15 protein-coding genes are annotated in these 15788 nt (G+C 34.5%); 4 read left to right on the forward strand and 11 right to left on the reverse strand.

Annotated elements, in window-relative coordinates:
- Positions 1 to 36: 36 nt before the first annotated feature.
- Positions 37 to 546, reverse strand: a complete 510-nt coding sequence (locus tag V6R96_RS05355) for a hypothetical protein (RefSeq protein WP_336378221.1) — start codon at positions 544 to 546, stop codon at positions 37 to 39.
- Between the two features lie 251 nt (positions 547 to 797).
- Positions 798 to 1190, reverse strand: a complete 393-nt coding sequence (locus V6R96_RS05360; protein WP_336378222.1) for a winged helix-turn-helix transcriptional regulator — start codon at positions 1188 to 1190, stop codon at positions 798 to 800.
- 92 nt (positions 1191 to 1282) lie between these two features.
- Here V6R96_RS05360 and V6R96_RS05365 point away from each other — a divergent pair, with 92 nt between their 5' ends.
- Positions 1283 to 1813 carry an NAD(P)H-dependent oxidoreductase gene (locus V6R96_RS05365; RefSeq protein WP_336378223.1) on the forward strand — a complete coding sequence of 177 codons (531 nt, stop codon included), beginning with the start codon at positions 1283 to 1285 and terminating at the stop codon, positions 1811 to 1813.
- A 46-nt stretch (positions 1814 to 1859) separates the two neighbouring features.
- On the opposite strand, the gene V6R96_RS05370 is transcribed toward V6R96_RS05365, so the two are convergent.
- From V6R96_RS05370 to V6R96_RS05395, 6 genes are all read right to left on the reverse strand, one after another.
- Positions 1860 to 2321, reverse strand: coding sequence for a hypothetical protein (locus V6R96_RS05370; protein WP_336378224.1), 462 nt, complete (start codon positions 2319 to 2321; stop codon positions 1860 to 1862).
- A 19-nt stretch (positions 2322 to 2340) separates the two neighbouring features.
- Positions 2341 to 2841, reverse strand: coding sequence for a DUF2199 domain-containing protein (locus V6R96_RS05375; protein ID WP_336378225.1), 501 nt, complete (start codon positions 2839 to 2841; stop codon positions 2341 to 2343).
- 11 nt (positions 2842 to 2852) lie between these two features.
- Positions 2853 to 5168: an AAA family ATPase gene (locus tag V6R96_RS05380; protein WP_223558937.1), complete on the reverse strand. Its 2316-nt coding sequence runs from the start codon at positions 5166 to 5168 to the stop codon at positions 2853 to 2855.
- A gap of 24 nt (positions 5169 to 5192) precedes the next feature.
- Positions 5193 to 6779, reverse strand: a complete 1587-nt coding sequence (locus V6R96_RS05385; protein WP_336378226.1) for a patatin-like phospholipase family protein — start codon at positions 6777 to 6779, stop codon at positions 5193 to 5195.
- Between the two features lie 89 nt (positions 6780 to 6868).
- The gene (locus tag V6R96_RS05390; protein WP_111960601.1) at positions 6869 to 7117 is read right to left on the reverse strand and encodes a hypothetical protein; all 249 of its coding nucleotides are present in this window, start codon (positions 7115 to 7117) and stop codon (positions 6869 to 6871) included.
- Between the two features lie 24 nt (positions 7118 to 7141).
- Complete coding sequence (locus V6R96_RS05395) at positions 7142 to 8041, reverse strand: CorA family divalent cation transporter (RefSeq protein WP_111960599.1); 900 nt, start codon at positions 8039 to 8041, stop codon at positions 7142 to 7144.
- Between the two features lie 73 nt (positions 8042 to 8114).
- Here V6R96_RS05395 and V6R96_RS05400 point away from each other — a divergent pair, with 73 nt between their 5' ends.
- Both V6R96_RS05400 and V6R96_RS05405 read left to right on the forward strand, forming a co-directional pair.
- The gene (locus tag V6R96_RS05400) at positions 8115 to 9137 is read left to right on the forward strand and encodes a 3-oxoacyl-ACP synthase III family protein (RefSeq protein WP_223558939.1); all 1023 of its coding nucleotides are present in this window, start codon (positions 8115 to 8117) and stop codon (positions 9135 to 9137) included.
- A gap of 145 nt (positions 9138 to 9282) precedes the next feature.
- Positions 9283 to 10569 (forward strand): hypothetical protein, encoded by a 1287-nt coding sequence (locus V6R96_RS05405; RefSeq protein WP_336378227.1) that lies wholly within the window; start codon positions 9283 to 9285, stop codon positions 10567 to 10569.
- A gap of 58 nt (positions 10570 to 10627) precedes the next feature.
- On the opposite strand, the gene V6R96_RS05410 is transcribed toward V6R96_RS05405, so the two are convergent.
- Positions 10628 to 11788: a thioredoxin family protein gene (locus V6R96_RS05410; RefSeq protein ID WP_111960593.1), complete on the reverse strand. Its 1161-nt coding sequence runs from the start codon at positions 11786 to 11788 to the stop codon at positions 10628 to 10630.
- A gap of 317 nt (positions 11789 to 12105) precedes the next feature.
- Here V6R96_RS05410 and V6R96_RS05415 point away from each other — a divergent pair, with 317 nt between their 5' ends.
- Complete coding sequence (locus tag V6R96_RS05415; protein WP_336378228.1) at positions 12106 to 13698, forward strand: helix-turn-helix domain-containing protein; 1593 nt, start codon at positions 12106 to 12108, stop codon at positions 13696 to 13698.
- A gap of 563 nt (positions 13699 to 14261) precedes the next feature.
- On the opposite strand, the gene V6R96_RS05420 is transcribed toward V6R96_RS05415, so the two are convergent.
- Together V6R96_RS05420 and V6R96_RS05425 are read right to left on the reverse strand one after the other, a co-directional pair.
- Positions 14262 to 14471, reverse strand: a complete 210-nt coding sequence (locus tag V6R96_RS05420; RefSeq protein ID WP_223558943.1) for a hypothetical protein — start codon at positions 14469 to 14471, stop codon at positions 14262 to 14264.
- A 118-nt stretch (positions 14472 to 14589) separates the two neighbouring features.
- The gene (locus tag V6R96_RS05425; protein WP_336378229.1) at positions 14590 to 15774 is read right to left on the reverse strand and encodes a thioredoxin fold domain-containing protein; all 1185 of its coding nucleotides are present in this window, start codon (positions 15772 to 15774) and stop codon (positions 14590 to 14592) included.
- Positions 15775 to 15788 lie beyond the last annotated feature (14 nt).

Genomic DNA, 15788 nt, shown 5'->3' on the forward strand with positions numbered 1-15788 from the left:
TTAAAGGAGTTTGAGAGTTCCGGGATTTTATGAGGATTATCTCAGACTTCTTACTGAAACATCTGGTTTTTCGCCTTGTGGAACTATAAAAATGGCATTATCGCTGATGGTATCTCCCTGATCGAAATAATAGCTTCCTATTACGGGAATAGTGCTGGTTGCAAATTTTCCGGATTTGTCATATGCTGAGTAGGTCACGTTGATCATCTGCGCTTTCATTTTAAGCTCGATCTTTTTAGAGGTCAGTTTTGCACCGGTTGCATTGATACAGTCTAATTCTACAAGACCGGTATTGGTAACAATCTGAGGATAAGAAGCCAAACGGATGTTGTACGCTTTATCTGAGGTATTTTTTACAGATGCCGAAACCTTATAACGGTCATATGGCTTTCCGCCTGCTTCAACACTTTCTTTGTTTAAAATATTAAATGTGACACTCATTCCGTTGACCTCTATGGTCTGGCCATCGGAGATTTTCTGTCCTTTTACTGAAATTCCAAAAAGGAGTACCGCTAATAAGCTGATTAAAAAGGTTAAGTTTTTCATAGTTTAGTTTTTGGTGATTTAAGGCGGATTAAATTTAATAATTATTATCCCTGTATACTTGAAGTAAATGAGAAAATTATGTTCTTCACCTTCCTTATAAAAATAGTCGAAATCAATACCCTTTTCGTATTCATTAAGTCATCATTACATTTCTGAAAGGGGTAAATTTGTTTTCTCAATAGAAAAGGGGCTTAACCGTTTAATGAAAATTCAGAGGAATGACTTTGCTCAAAATTTAAATTCGTCAATGTCTATGCCTTTTCAGATTCAGAGACAGAATGCTTATCATTCATAATTTCCTTATGCTCTTTCCCCCATTTTTCAAATTCCAGGATGATCGGTTTCAGCTTATATCCGATCTCGGTCAGTTCATATTCTACCCGGGGCGGAACTTCGGCATAAACCGTTCTGGTGATAATACGGTCTTCCTCCAGTCTTCGGAGCTGCAGCGTGAGCATTCGTTCTGTAATATTGTTCAGCTTTTTTCTTAGCTCTCCGAATCTTAGTTTTCCGTTGATGAGGTAGCAGCAGATGGCAAGCGCCCACTGTCCGCCGATAGTATTGGACGCATAGATCTCGGGACATTCATCGGAAAGGGCTTTTTTATTGGCAAAATTGGTGGATGTTTTCTTTATTTTAGTCATTACTTACATTTTTTATAGTACCGTACAATTGGGCACTACTATTGAAAATGTAAGTTACGTATATTATTTTTGCTAAAGAAATTTAAATAGAAATGAAAACATTAATTATAGTCATTCACCCGCATATAGAAAAATCAGTGATCAATAAAAGATGGATGGAGGAATTGAAAAAGCATCCGGAAAAATATACTGTTCGTTCACTGTATGGTGCTTATCCGGACGAAAAAATTGACGTAGCCAAGGAACAGCAGCTGATAGAATCTTATGACAGAATCGTTTTTCAGTTTCCGTTTTACTGGTTCAGCAGTCCGCCACTTCTGAAAAAATGGTTCGATGAGGTGCTTCTTTACGGTTGGGCCTACGGAAGTAAAAGTGGTTTCAAAGCAGGAGGGAAGAAAATAACATTAGCCGTTACAGCAGGAATTGATGAAGAAGGCTACAGCGCATCCGGAAATTATAAGTATACCATGAATGAGCTTTTCCGGCCGTATGAACTGACTTTCGATTATATCAGGGCAGATTATAAGGAACCTTTCGTCTATTATGGAATCGAAAATGATCCTTCAGAGGAATGGGTGGAAAGGAGTGTGCCGATGTATCTGGAGTTTTTGGATAATTTATAACAATATGAAAAGTAAAGTTGGACTCTTGAATTAAAATGAGTTCAACTTACTTTTGAATATATTCAAAGGGTTTCACATTCCAGTCCTGTACATATTTTTTTATCGTATTACTGTCAATATTAAAGGGAACATCCTGATATTTCCAGCCTTTTGAAGGAACTTTTAAATCTATAAGATAGTTCTCAATGGAGTAGATATCAAGTATCGTCGAATTATCAGGTTTTATAGAATCAAAAATGATAAGAAATTTGTCTCCTTTTTGATAAGAAAAATTAGCAGTTTTAGAATATGTAATACCATTAACATTATATTTATAATCTATTCCTACACTATTATTGTTTTTATAATGCCAGTCTGATGTGGTTTCTCCAATTGTATATTTAGGGCTTTTGAGTATGTTATTAATTCCTAAACAGGTACTAATTAAACAAAATATGATAAAAATTAAAGTGAGTGTTAAAATAATAATGTGAAACTTTTCTGAGATAATTTTTTTTATTTTCAACATGTGAGACTCATTTTTTGATCTATTCTTTATTTAAAATCCTGTTGATTCTTTTCTCTGCCTCAACCTTTGTAATTCCATTATAGAAATCATGAACAAAAGGATGCTCATAACTTTGGTGAGGAAAAACAAAAGGCCTTCCTATATTATTATTGACAACGACAGTAGTCGGAATACTTTCCTCAAAATCATAATCCGGAAGGTAAGTAGAAAGCCATCCGAAATATTCAGCTTCAAAAGCTTTATTATTATAATTTTCTACGTATTCATTGAAACTCTTTTCACTTAAAGAAACCCAGATTCCATATTCAAGATCCTGGCAGCTATCTGATACTTCCTGAACCATGACGGTACGAATAAACAGGTAGGTATATTCCTGATTTTCAATAATGCATAAATCTGAAGTAAGTTCTGAGTTACCAGCATCTTCTTCATTTAAGTCAGAGTAAAAAACAGGAGCATTGTAGGCAATGGCCGGCCAATCTTCTCTTTCTTCGCCGCAACATTCACAAATGTATTTCATAATAGTTTTATTTAATCTTCTTGAATACTTCTAAAAATATCTAATAAATCTACAGAAGATAAATCTTTGAAATTTAAGATTACTTTATTAATAACAGCTTTTTTTAAAGCTGATTCATCTTTTTTTCTTATAGCTTCTAATTGAGGGTAAGTTTTCATTATAATATTCTCTTCCAAGGAATGTCCTTGAGTTTTACAATACCAAATTGGTATTTGTAAAACTATTCCGTTGCATAAAGTATAGTTAACCAGTTCAGATAAGGCATTACTTTTTAAATTTATCTGTATGTCAGAAATTATCTTATCAACAATTTGTTGGAGTTGCGATTGATTAAAATGCAGTATATTGAAATAAACTTCATTCTTTTCAAATCCAAAATGTTCTGCGTTTAGAATATTTTCTTTCCAAAGTAAAACTGCTAACAGTAAAGGATCAAGTAAATAGTTTTCAACACTATATCTTTCAGAATCACCTAAAATTTTAACGTAATCCGTAGATTTATTTTTTAGATCCCAGTCAATAATTCCCCAACTAAAATTGTTGCCAGCCTTTCTGAGAATATCAACTATATTAACAACTTGATCACAACTTGCTATACCAATCCCATTTCCGTTAATTTTAGTTTTGCCAGATGATATGAAATTTAAAGAGATTTCAGGATTTAATTTGTCATTATAAATATTATACAAACTCTCATAATAACTAGCATCATATTCACTTTCTACAAAAACTTGTCTTCTGTTTTCATAATTAACACTGAAAGATGGAACACCTAAGGTTAATTTTTTTAATGCCTTATCTTTGGAAGATTTTATTATCTTAGGAGTAGAATATTTATCCATAACGAAAATACTTTCCTCTGGTGCAAGGGCTACTGTTGAAGGGGAATGTGTAGATATTATAATTTTAATACCCTTTTTTTTGTAAAAAATATTGTATAAAACATCTAATAATCTTTTAGACATCGATGGATGTAATGTCGAATCAATTTCATCTAATAAAAGTAGCCTGGTAATGACCTTATTTTGTTGAAGTTTATAGAGGTAAAAAGATAGTGCTATTAAAGTTTTTTCTCCAGAAGAAAGTGCATCTAAATTTGTTGTATATTTTTGAAGCTTATTGTAAAGTTCAATTGAAACACTTTGCCTTGCAATACCATTATATAAATCAATATGAATATTACTTTTTCTAAATTCATATCCGTTACAATCATATTCATTTAAAACTTCATTAAGCAAATCTACTGGGGATGATCCATAAATTTTAAGAAACTCTTCTTCGTTATAATATTTAATTGTTTCATTTTGAGTAGTAATAAATTGTCTGTAATTATTTTCTATTTTTAAATATTGATAATTTTTTTCAGCATTTGCGATTTCCTGTAAGTTTAAAAAGCCATGATCTACTTGAATATAATCACATATATTTTCTTCACCATGAATTTGTATTGCTTGCTTTAGATATTCCCTGGAAATATTTTTTCTGAAATATTCTTTTATATCAGATGATAATTCGAGTAAATATGTCTTTAATTTTTTAAGCCCTAATTGTTGTTCTATTTGACATAAGAAAGGATTAGAATCAATAGCAACAATAAAATTTACAAAGCCAGAGTTAAAACCATCAGAATAAAAAGTTCCAACTATAGTGGGTAAAAACTTATAATTAGAATTGTTTTTCTTTTTTAAATTATATTTTTCTATTTCAGAATCATCCCAATCTATATTTAAAAGAAAATCTATGTTAATATTTCTTATAGAAATTAAGAGATGATGTTTTATTAAAGAATGTTTTAATTCAGATATCAAATTTTCAATATTTGGGTTTTGATTTTGAAGTATATAACCGCCTAATAAATCTTTTTGCTGACTTAAATGAGGGCGGTATTTATTTTCTTTCTCATAAGTTCTAAAAAAATCAATTTCTTCATTTGTCCAGTCAAAAGAGTCCACAGCTAGCTCACCATTTTCAAAAAAATCTTTTGGAACGAATAAGGATTCATTCCAAACTTTATAACTATTTAATATCGTTCGTCTTTCAAGTTGTAATTCCTCATTAAAATCATTAAATTTATCCATTAACATTGTTTCCTTAGATTTAAGTTTTTCATTTTCTGAAGCTTTTTCATTTAGACTAAAATCATTATAATTATAATAAGCAATAGCTGACTTGTTAATATCAGTTACTTTAATAATACCTTGATCTATTGCGTTTAATAAATGTGTTTTGCCGGATCCATTTAATCCAGTAATTACTGAGAAATCATTTAATATATAATCTTCATCTTTTAGAGATAAATAAGGAACTGTATGAATTAATTCTATCATTTTAATATGTTTTTAATTATTTTATTACCCCACCGTCTTCGTATCCTCTTCCTTCAATATTTTTTCCTCCTTCATCGAAAGCATCATTCTTTCGTATTTGTATTTTTCCCAGTCGAATTGATTCAGAAAATCCAGGGCAGCCTGAAAACCTCTGTTGAAAAGATCCTCTTTTTCCTCTCTTTTCATGAAGAAATTCAGCCAGCTGCTTGTGCCACAATTAACGGACTGGATGCTGTAAAGACGGTAAAAACTGTGCTTGGTTAAAAATGATTTGTCGTTAAACCCTTTTAATGTGCTGATAATGTTTCCCGCATAAGAAAAAGGAGTTTTGAGGATTTCCTCACTGGTTTTTCCTTTTTCCGAAAGAAGATCAGAATCACTTGTAAGCTGTACTCCGAAAAGCGGCATTCTCGGATAAAATACATCACTGGCGTGGAAAATATCAATGGGAAAATTGGAAATGCTTCCCCCATCAATGAACAGCCCGGCAGGGTAGATGCCTTCCGGTTTCGTATTCATCCAGAATTTCCAGGCATATTTCACGGAATCATCATCCTTGTTGATTCTTTTCTGGAAGGGTTCGAAAAAGAACGGGACAGACATGGATGCCCGTACAAACTCAGCAGGACTTACATGCTTCAGCTCCTCTTCCGACCAGTATAAATTGGCCATTGTAGGAAGCTCTACTTTTATTTTTGCATTAATATCAGTAGTAATCACAACATATTCTGAGCGGAGCTGATAGAAGGGATTGTTCTTATAATAATCATTGCTGACGGCACTTTCATAGAATATCCTGTAGCGTGTCTGGTCAATATGTTCAAGATTTTTGTCTTTAATGGCTTCTATGCTTTTCAGTGCAATCGTATAATATTCCTGGCCATTTCCGTAACGGTACTTAAGATTGAGATCCAGTTCTTTCTGGATAAATTTTTCATTAAGATTAGCTACTGTTTTAATTCCGAAACCGTCCAGAACATTTTGCATGGTGTTTAAGAATGTATTGCCCGGATTAAATCCGCTGTTCTGTTTCCGGAAATCATTATAGAACTTTTTAATGCAAAAAAAAGTAATAATTACAGGAATCAAAGGAATCAGGAAAAGCAGTTTGGTATTAAGAGTTGTTGCAGGTTGAGCTGCAAAAGGGATGATAACAAGGATAATCATAACAACTGCTGCAATAATAGCATTGATCTTAAAAAAATCTTTGTTGTTCAGGATGGCATGAATGGTTGTTTTAACGTAGGTTTTTCCATCCATAAAATCTGCAAAATTCCAGCTGAAGAGAATATCCTTAATCACTTCACTTTTAGCCTCTTCTTTGGTTTTACAGGCGGCAATAAGCATGGTATTGATTGCTCCGGCACTGGTTCCTGCTACTTTCAGAAAACGGACCCCAAAAATTTCCAGACCATAAAGATAACCAACCAGAGCACTACCCCAGACACCACCTCCTTCCTGAACAAACTCTACATATTGGTTTCCCTGAGCATCCAGAAGATCAGAAAATTCCCTGGAAGATATATTCTCATGCAGAGCAGAGAGCTTCTCTTTAGATTCCCGGGAAAGTACATTTTCCGCGAGGATTTTATTTAGAATTTCAGCTTTCATGGTGGTTTGGTGTTTATTGTGACTGAACAGTCAATCTTGAAGAAGTTTCTTCTACACAACGAAAAAACATTTCTTGATAAGCTTATAAACTATTTTTCAAAACAAAACTCTTGATTTACTTTGACAATATTTTCATCTGAATTAAAGTCCAGAAATCCAATATTTGTTAATTCATATAATATATTTTTTAAAGCTTTGCTTTTTTCTGTCCCTGACCAATAATATGATTTAAATTTGGGAAAATTGTCTTCAGGTATGAGCTCTAATTTCAATGCAATCTCATGCATTGCAATGTCAATATCCGTCCAATCTTTCATTTTTTCCTTGAGTGTTTTCATTTATTTGATTTTTTTTTAATTCCATTACCATTGTTTTCTCCTCGCATAAATAAATGTACAGATCACCACCAATGCCATAATCCCTATGGTTATAAAATACCCATACTTATGGTGCAGCTCAGGCATATTATCGAAATTCATCCCATAAACACCGGCAATAAAGGTGATCGGCAAGAAATACACTGAATAAATAGCCAAGACTTTCATAACCTGGTTGGCCTTCTGATCCGATAATGCGAGGAACATCGAAATAAGGTTGGTAATCTGGATATTCAAATGGTCGAAATCTGCCACTACATCTTTATGCTTGTCTTTTAAATCGACGATCTCGGAATCCTGAAGGTTTAATAATTTAAACTTATCTACAGCATCTGTGGAAATAGTCAGTACTCTTGAATTCAGTCCTGATTTTCTTTTCAGCTTATACAGTCTTCTGATCTGATTGGTATGGTTGGTGTTTTTAAGAAAAATTTCGTTTTCGATGTTGTCCATAGTTTCCAGGAGGCTTACCGATTCGTCATCGAAACTTTTCATGATCAGGAGGCTGATCATTAATGCTATTTTTGAAGGCGGGACTTCTGTCTGCATACCGGCAATCTGCTTCTTCGTCTCCGAAATACTTTTGGTCTTCATCCTGTGGATGGTGATAATAGTATTTTCCAGGAGAAAAATCCCAATCTTGGTGCTGATATCGCTTATGGTATTGAGATTTTTACGCTCCAGCTCTGTACTTTCCCGGAGGAGAAAGAATCTTATATTGCCATCCTCTTCATATTTCGGAAGGTGGTTAGGATCCATCGTATCTTCCAGGAGAAGATTGTTGATTTCATATCTTTCGTGAAGAAATTTCAGGTCTTCCGCAGTGGGAGCCTCTACATCTACCCATTCACATTGGGAGTCTCTGTATATCGTGTCGATTGGCATACAATAAAAATACTAATATTTTGAAAAACTATGTGTTAAATAATTTTATCTTTGCCAAAATTAAAAAAACTATATGATTAAAAGTACAATAAAAGGGATTGGATTTTATGTTCCAGATAATGTTGTTACGAATGATGATTTAGCAAAACTGATGACCACCAATGATGAATGGATTACAGAAAGAACAGGCATCAAAGAAAGAAGACACAGACAAAACAGAAATGATTCTCAGGAAACCACTGCTTATTTAGCTTTCAAAGCTTCTCAAAAAGCCCTTGAAAAAGCAAACCTCACTGCTCAGGATATAGATTATATTGTTTTTGCAACGCTTTCTCCGGACTATTATTTCCCGGGTTGTGGTGTTTTGCTTCAGGATATGCTGGGCTGTGACACCATAGGTGCTTTGGACGTAAGAAACCAATGTTCCGGATTTGTGTATGCGGTGAGTGTTGCCAATGCTTTTATTAAATCAGGAACCTATAAAAATATCCTTGTAGTAGGTGCGGAGATCCATTCTTTCGGACTTGATTTCTCTGATGAGGGAAGAGGTGTTTCGGTGATCTTTGGAGATGGGGCAGGAGCCATCATACTTTCAGCAACGGAAGATGAAAATGCAGGAGATATTTTAGCGGTAAATATGCATTCTGAAGGAAAATATGCCGATGAACTGTGTACACAGTTCCCGGGTTCCAAATTCGGATGGAGCGACAGAATGAGAAAAGAACCTGAAAATGTGACCGATAAGGAGGTTTATCCTATCATGAACGGTAATTTTGTATTCAAGCATGCGGTGACAAGATTCCCTGAAACTATGATGGAGGCTCTGAATAAAGCCGGAAAAACAATAGAGGATCTTGATATGTTCATTCCTCACCAGGCCAATCTTAGAATTGCACAGTTTGTACAGCAGAAATTCGGACTTCCGGATGAGAAAATTCATAATAATATTCAGAAATACGGAAATACAACGGCAGCTTCTATTCCTATTGCATTAAGTGAAGCAATTGAAGAAGGAAAAATCAAAAGAGGAGATCTTGTCCTTCTTTCAGCTTTCGGAAGCGGATTTACGTGGGGGAGTGTATTGTTTGAATATTAATGTTTTTCAATTATAAGTGAATAAAAGCAGGTGGTTTTCTACCTGCTTTCTGTTTTTAGTAATATAATATTGGTTTTGTTTGAAAAATAAGAAAAACTGATTTTTTTTTATTAGCTTTGAGATACTTAACTATAAACAAAAACAAATGAAAAAGTATTTATTATCTGGGGCTTTTCTACTGCCCTTATTCTATTATGCACAAGTGGGGATAAATACCCCAAATCCTGCTTCAACCCTCGATATAACAGCCAAAAATGCTACCGGTACCACTGCTGAAGTGGATGGATTACTGGTTCCAAGAGTTGACAGGCAAAGAGCGCAAAGTATGACGGGAACTCCTGTTTCCACGTTAATTTATGTGAACAGTATTGCAACGGGAACGCAAGCTGGAACCGCTGCAAATATTGATGCTGTAGGATATTATTATTACGATGGTACGGTCTGGACCAAACTAAATACCCCTGTTAATATTTATACTTCTAATGGTACCCTTGCAACAAGCAGAATCGTAACAACGGCAGGAAATCAACTTTCTTTCACTAACGGAACAAATAGTGTAATAATTGGCACTACTGGAACCATGGGGCTTGTATCGGCAACGGGCTCTTCAAGAGGAGCATTTCAGGCAAACGGCGGTTCAGCTGTTTTAAATATGTTTGTAGATAATAACGGAGCCGCACAGATTACTACATCCGGAACCAGTACAAGCATGAACATCAATGCCATCTCGGCAAATCCTGTAAATATTCATACTAATAATACCAACAGAATGGCGGTGACTGGTGCTGGTGATGTAGGAATAGGAACTCAAACGCCACAAAAAAAACTGCATGTTAACGGAGCATTACAGATCACAAACGAACTGAATGTGGGCGGGACTACAAACACAGCGGGAAGTGCAGGGACTACGGGACAGATTCTCACATCAAGCGGAGCCGGAGCGGCACCTACCTGGAAAACTCTTAATACATCAAGTGGAACTATTTCTTCTGCAAACTATGTACAGGGAACTACTGAAGCAACAATTACTGCGGGAAATACAGCAGATGTACCAGGAGTTACATTGACATTGACTGTTCCGGCAGGTATGACCCAGACTTTCTTATTTACGATTTTGGGGTATGCAACTAATTTTCCTAGTGGAGGAGTTAGTTCGCAAGGTGTATTTAGCTTATTACAAAATAATGTTAAAATATCATCGGCTTATACAACTAAAATAGGATCTGCAGGTGGCGGATTAAATGATCTCCCTGTCCCGGTAACTTTTTTAAAATCGGTGACGCTTCCAGCTGGGACATATACATTTAAAGTACAATATACAGCATGGGCTAATACTGCAAGAGTTAATGTTGACCCTACTACTTATGCAGGATATAACGGCGATACGGAAGCGATGCTTACCAAAATGCAGGTTTTAGTATACAATAACTAAATAGACAGTATAGGACAAAAAAAGAATCGTCAGTAAAAACTGGCGATTCTTTTTTGTATTAAAGGCTTTTCAATAACTTTTCAGTATCCGAAGAATCCTGTCCTGTACTTTTAGCCAGCTGAACAGATTTTTCAGCCCAGATTTTAGCATTTTTCTTATCTCCGATTTTGTTGTAAAGATTAGCTAAAGTATCTGTATTCGCATAATTTTCATCTTTCTTTACAGATTCCTGAGCCCAGGCTACCGCTTTTTCCAGAGAAGCTTTGTTGCTCACGTTTTCAAAAAAGTTCCATGCCAGGGAATTTAATTCTTCAGAACTGGCTGCAGAAGAATCCTTATACAGCTCGAGCATTAATTTCTCGTAGGTCGGAATGTCTTTATTCTTTAAAGCTCTGCTTGCTTTTGCTCTTTTTAATATTTTCTCAGCTTCATCTTTCGTCATGAATTTTTGAGATTCAGCTAGAAAATAGTTGTCGTTCCAGGATTTTGTATCTGCATTGTAAGACTTCTTAAGAACGGTATTAAGTTTAATATTTTTGTCGAATTTTGCATACTTTTCTTCCGGGAAAATCTTGATAATTTCAGATTTTTTTGCCTGGAATATTTTATATAGTGGGCTTTCTGTGCTTTGTGTTCCTGAAAGAAGCATTTGTACATCTTCCTGGTCAAGTGTTGTTTTCTGCTGAAAATAACGGTCAAGTACCTTTCCTGCAAATTCAGAATCATTATAGATTGTCAATCCTGCAAGATTTTTTAAAAACTCAGGATCTTTTTCTCCATTTTCAAACTTTTGCTTCAATGCGGTAAGCCTTTTATTCGGATCTTCAGCGTCCTTAGCGAACTGGATAAAATCTTTTTCCTCTACATAGCCTAGTGTTCTGTGTACTTCCTCCCCGTCACCGTTGATGAAAAGATAAGTTGGGAATGCCTTTACATTGTATTTCTTGGCAAGACCTATTCCTTCACCTTTTTCCATATCTATTTTTGCATTCACGAAGTGGGAATTATAAAAATCTCCAACTGTCTGAAGCGGAAAAATATTCTTTACCATCAGTTTGCAAGGCCCACACCATGATGCATAAGCATCTACAAATACCAGTTTATTCTCTTTTTTTGCTTTTGCCAGGATAGCCGCAAAATTGCTGTCTTCAAATTTAATTCCCTGCGCCAACGCCAGAGCTCCTATAAATAAAGAAGAAAATAGTGCTAATTTTTTCATAAAACTTTTTATTGATTACAAATGTAATAATTATGCTAACAAATAAGTCGGCGTATAAAGAAAATAGTTACGGATATTTTATTTTAAAATGTAATAAGTCTATTTAAAGTGAAAATCATTGATGAAATGTTATTAAAATAAATAGTTTTAAACTTTTTAGTTTAAAAAATTAAATAATAGAAGAATATTTTAATAAAATATAAAATATTAGTAGCTTTGTAAAAACAAAAAGACACCCCATGAGAATGATGAATTATTATAAAGTCAAAATAATAATTTATTTTTTTATGTCCAGGAGTCTGCTAAAACTTTTGTTTTTGTTCATTACCGCTGTCCCCATCTGGGCACAGAAAAAATACAATTTTGACCAGATCTGTGAAAGAACATCTGTTCAGGTGACACAAAAAGATATTCCCGAAGCTTTAAAAACAGCAGATTCCTTATACATGAAGGCGCAGAAACCTCTGGACAAAGTGAAAAGCCTTTTACTTTCTGCCGAACTTTATCACTCTGCAGGTGAATTCAAAAAGTCCATATGTTATGGTGAAAATGCTCACTCCCTGCTCAGGCAGATTGATGATGCAGAATGGCTTTGCCGTGTCAATGAGTTTTTGGCTAAAGAGTACCGGCTGGTTGGTCTCTTTGAAAGATCGAAAAAATATACGCTGCTGGGTATGGAAGCAGCGAAAAGCATAAGCGATACTCAAAAAAGAGGAGAGGTAATGGGGCTGCTGAATCAGGAAATGGCCTATTATGAAATCGAACAGGGGAATTATTCCGATGCTATTAATTATATCGAATACTCATTACACTCTTTCGGAAAAGATAATATTCAGAATAATGAACGGGCTGTAGCAGCCTCTTACCAAGTTCTTGGTGATATATATTTTAAGCTTAAAGATTACGTTACTTCTGAAAAGAATTACCGGAAAGCAGAATCAATCCTTAAAGATAAATGCTGTGTTCTGGGTTTGGTATATAATGGATTGGGCGGCATCCGCTTAAGGCAGAAAAACTGGAAAGATGCTGAAATATATCTAAAAAAAGCAGAAAATATAGCGGACAGTTCACGCAGTCTTAAGCTTAAGAAAGCCGTATATTCCAATATTAATGATTATTATGAAGGGACAGGCGATAACGTTAAAGCTTCCCTGTATGCCATAAAATATGTAAGAGCCTATGACAGCCTTACCGCAAAAAACCGTGAGTTTGCATTTAAAAGCTCAGAAATTCTAGTTAAGCCCAGTAAAAAAAGTGCCCGGATCAGTATTGTTAAAAATGCAGCAATTATTGTACTCTTTGCGGCTCTGATTGCCATTGTTGTTTTCTTCAGAACCAAACAGAAAAAGCAGCGTGCAAAATTCAGGAATATTATTAGGACCCAACTCCGGATGATCAGTGTACGCAGTGAGCCTTTACCTTTAAAAAGGGAATACTCTGATTTTCCAAATATTTCTGTGGAGGAAGTAGATGACAGGGCAGGGGAAAGTGATAAACGAAGAAGTGACTCTCTGATGACTTCCGAAACCGAATCAAAGCTTCTGGAACTTCTGGAGGAATTTGAAAAAGGTGAGTTATACAACAACAAAAATATGTCTTTATCATTTTTGGCTGCGGAACTCAATACCAATACAAAGTATCTGTCCTATGTGATCAATAGACATAAATGTACGGATGTCAAAACATATGTTAACCGTTTAAGAATTAATTATATTGTAGACAAGCTCATCAATGATGATAAATACAGGCAGTATAAAATAAGTATTCTTGCTGAAGAATGCGGTTTTTCCTCACACAGCAAATTCGCTTCAGTATTTAAGGCGGTGACCGATTTTTCTCCTTCAGCCTATATTAAATATCTGGATGAAAATCAATCAGATAAAAATACCCATTTTCCTGAAAACAATTAAAAAGCAGATGTTTTTACGTATTCTGTCTTTTCATTTTCATGAAAATGGCTAACCTATTGTTTTACGTAAGGCCTTCACATCTATATCTTTGCGCCAGCTTTATGGGAATAGACATACTGCGGTTTGTCACTCATATTTTAATCTTCATTCCGATAAAGCAGAACAGCGCTCAAATTTAAACACTAAAATTACTAGAAGTGTAAATATCTCTGATTTTATGCTAACCATGAAAACTTTTAAGCTAGTAAAAATTAAACGGATGGCAACTTCAGCGGCCGTATTGGAATTTATATTTTCTATCAACACCTTTAAAAAGATAGAAATCCAATACAGCTGTGCCGGTTGCGGTCTCGGTGTCATTTATAATAAACAACGGATCCAAAGCTGAGAGAGAGTTTCTTCAAGCTTTCTTGTAACAAATAGTAAATATTTTTTTATTGATCAGAATTAGTAATCTGACCTGGTGCAATAAATATTTATAATACAATCGGGGTTGATTGCCCGGTTTTTTTCAGTCAAGTTTTTTTAAGTACAAATCCGCAGTATGCTGCGGATTTGTTTTTTTATTTTGTTTTCAGACTGTCGGCTTTTACTTTGGCAGTATCTTTAGTTACCGGAGCCGGCTCAGAGTTGGCAACCGCTGAATCTCCCATATTGTTTCTCAGTGAATCTTTATTGTGCTCATCTTTAAACGCTTCTCTTTTCTCTTTATTCTGGGCGCAGCTTCCTAAAAATAATATTCCGAGAGCAGTTCCTATCCATAATTTTTTCATAGTAATTCTTTTAATTGTTTAGTATTAATCAAATATAAGAAATCCTAGTGCAATTTTAAAGAAACATATTTTTCTAAATAAAGAAATCCATAGTTCTATGAATTTCTGCATTCTTTTATTATTTTAAACTGTCTAATAGCTTTATCATATCTGGATCTACAGCTTCCTTTCCGTATTGTTTAGTAGCTATCTCTATAGATTTCTCGGCCCAGATTTTAGCATTTTTTTTATCTCCAATTTTATTGTAAAGGTTTGCTAAAGTACCTGTATTCATAGGGTCTTGACCCTTGTTCACAGCTTCCTGAGCCCAAAGAGTTGCTCTTTCCAGAGAAAATTTATCTGTTGCCTTTTCATAGAAATTCCATGCTGCCATAGCCAGTTCTCCGGAATCTTCTTTTGAAGGATCTTTATATAAATCTAAAGAGATTTTTTCATAGGTAGCAAAATCTTTATTTTTTAGTGCTTTTTCTGCTTTTTCTTTTTGAAGATATTTTTCTGCCTCTGCGTTTCCAACTATTTTTCCAACTTCAGATAAAAAGTATTTTTCATCAAATAATTTGGTATCTTGATTATAGGATTTTTTAGAAATAGTGTTTAATTTGAAGCGGTTGTTTGATTTGTTGTATTCTTCTTCTGAAATATATTGAAGGATGTCATCTTTTCTTTCTTGAAAAATGATATAGGTGGGAGCATCCGTAGTTTTAGTATTAAACAAAATAAAATTAAAGTCTCTTTCTGTAAAATCTTTTCCTTGTTTAGCCTCAAAATATCTTCTTAATGCATTTACTGCGAGCTCTTTGTCACCATAAGAATCTGCAAGTGAAGCAAGATTGTTTAGAAATTCTGGACTTTTCTCACCCTTTTCAAATTTCTTCTTTAAAACAGCTAGCTTCTTATTGGGATCATCAGCATCTTTCGCGAGCTGGATAAAATCCTTTTCTTCAAAATAACCTAAACCTCTGTGAATAACTTCGCCATTTCCATCAATAAATAAATAAGTGGGATAGGAATTTACCTTATATTTTTTTGCTAACTGAACACCTTCACCTTTTTCCATGTCAATTTTTGCACTAATGAAATGGGTATTGTAGTAATCACTAACAGATTGTAATGGAAAAATATTTTTAACCATAAGCTTGCAGGGAGCACACCAGGAAGTGTAAGCATCAATAAACACCAATTTGTTTTCTTTTTTTGCTTTAGCGAGTATTTCGGAAAATTTACCTTCTTCAAATTTGACACCCTGCCCAAATAGAAAGGAACCTGCTACAAGAGTAGCGGCATATAAAAGTTTTTTTATCATTGTTTTTGTTTTGT

The organism is Chryseobacterium sp. CCNWLW53 (assembly GCF_037083525.1).
GTDB lineage: Bacteria > Bacteroidota > Bacteroidia > Flavobacteriales > Weeksellaceae > Chryseobacterium > Chryseobacterium lathyri.

Coding starts and splice junctions, on each gene's coding strand:
- V6R96_RS05360 (WP_336378222.1), bottom strand. CDS start 1,190: ATGACTAAAATAAAGAAAACATCCACCAATTTTGCCAATAAAAAAGCC.
- V6R96_RS05380 (WP_223558937.1), bottom strand. CDS start 5,168: ATGATAGAATTAATTCATACAGTTCCTTATTTATCTCTAAAAGATGAA.
- V6R96_RS05365 (WP_336378223.1), top strand. CDS start 1,283: ATGAAAACATTAATTATAGTCATTCACCCGCATATAGAAAAATCAGTG.
- V6R96_RS05405 (WP_336378227.1), top strand. CDS start 9,283: ATGAAAAAGTATTTATTATCTGGGGCTTTTCTACTGCCCTTATTCTAT.
- V6R96_RS05390 (WP_111960601.1), bottom strand. CDS start 7,117: ATGAAAACACTCAAGGAAAAAATGAAAGATTGGACGGATATTGACATT.
- V6R96_RS05420 (WP_223558943.1), bottom strand. CDS start 14,471: ATGAAAAAATTATGGATAGGAACTGCTCTCGGAATATTATTTTTAGGA.
- V6R96_RS05370 (WP_336378224.1), bottom strand. CDS start 2,321: ATGTTGAAAATAAAAAAAATTATCTCAGAAAAGTTTCACATTATTATT.
- V6R96_RS05395 (WP_111960599.1), bottom strand. CDS start 8,041: ATGCCAATCGACACGATATACAGAGACTCCCAATGTGAATGGGTAGAT.
- V6R96_RS05385 (WP_336378226.1), bottom strand. CDS start 6,779: ATGAAAGCTGAAATTCTAAATAAAATCCTCGCGGAAAATGTACTTTCC.
- V6R96_RS05425 (WP_336378229.1), bottom strand. CDS start 15,774: ATGATAAAAAAACTTTTATATGCCGCTACTCTTGTAGCAGGTTCCTTT.
- V6R96_RS05355 (WP_336378221.1), bottom strand. CDS start 546: ATGAAAAACTTAACCTTTTTAATCAGCTTATTAGCGGTACTCCTTTTT.
- V6R96_RS05375 (WP_336378225.1), bottom strand. CDS start 2,841: ATGAAATACATTTGTGAATGTTGCGGCGAAGAAAGAGAAGATTGGCCG.
- V6R96_RS05400 (WP_223558939.1), top strand. CDS start 8,115: ATGATTAAAAGTACAATAAAAGGGATTGGATTTTATGTTCCAGATAAT.
- V6R96_RS05410 (WP_111960593.1), bottom strand. CDS start 11,788: ATGAAAAAATTAGCACTATTTTCTTCTTTATTTATAGGAGCTCTGGCG.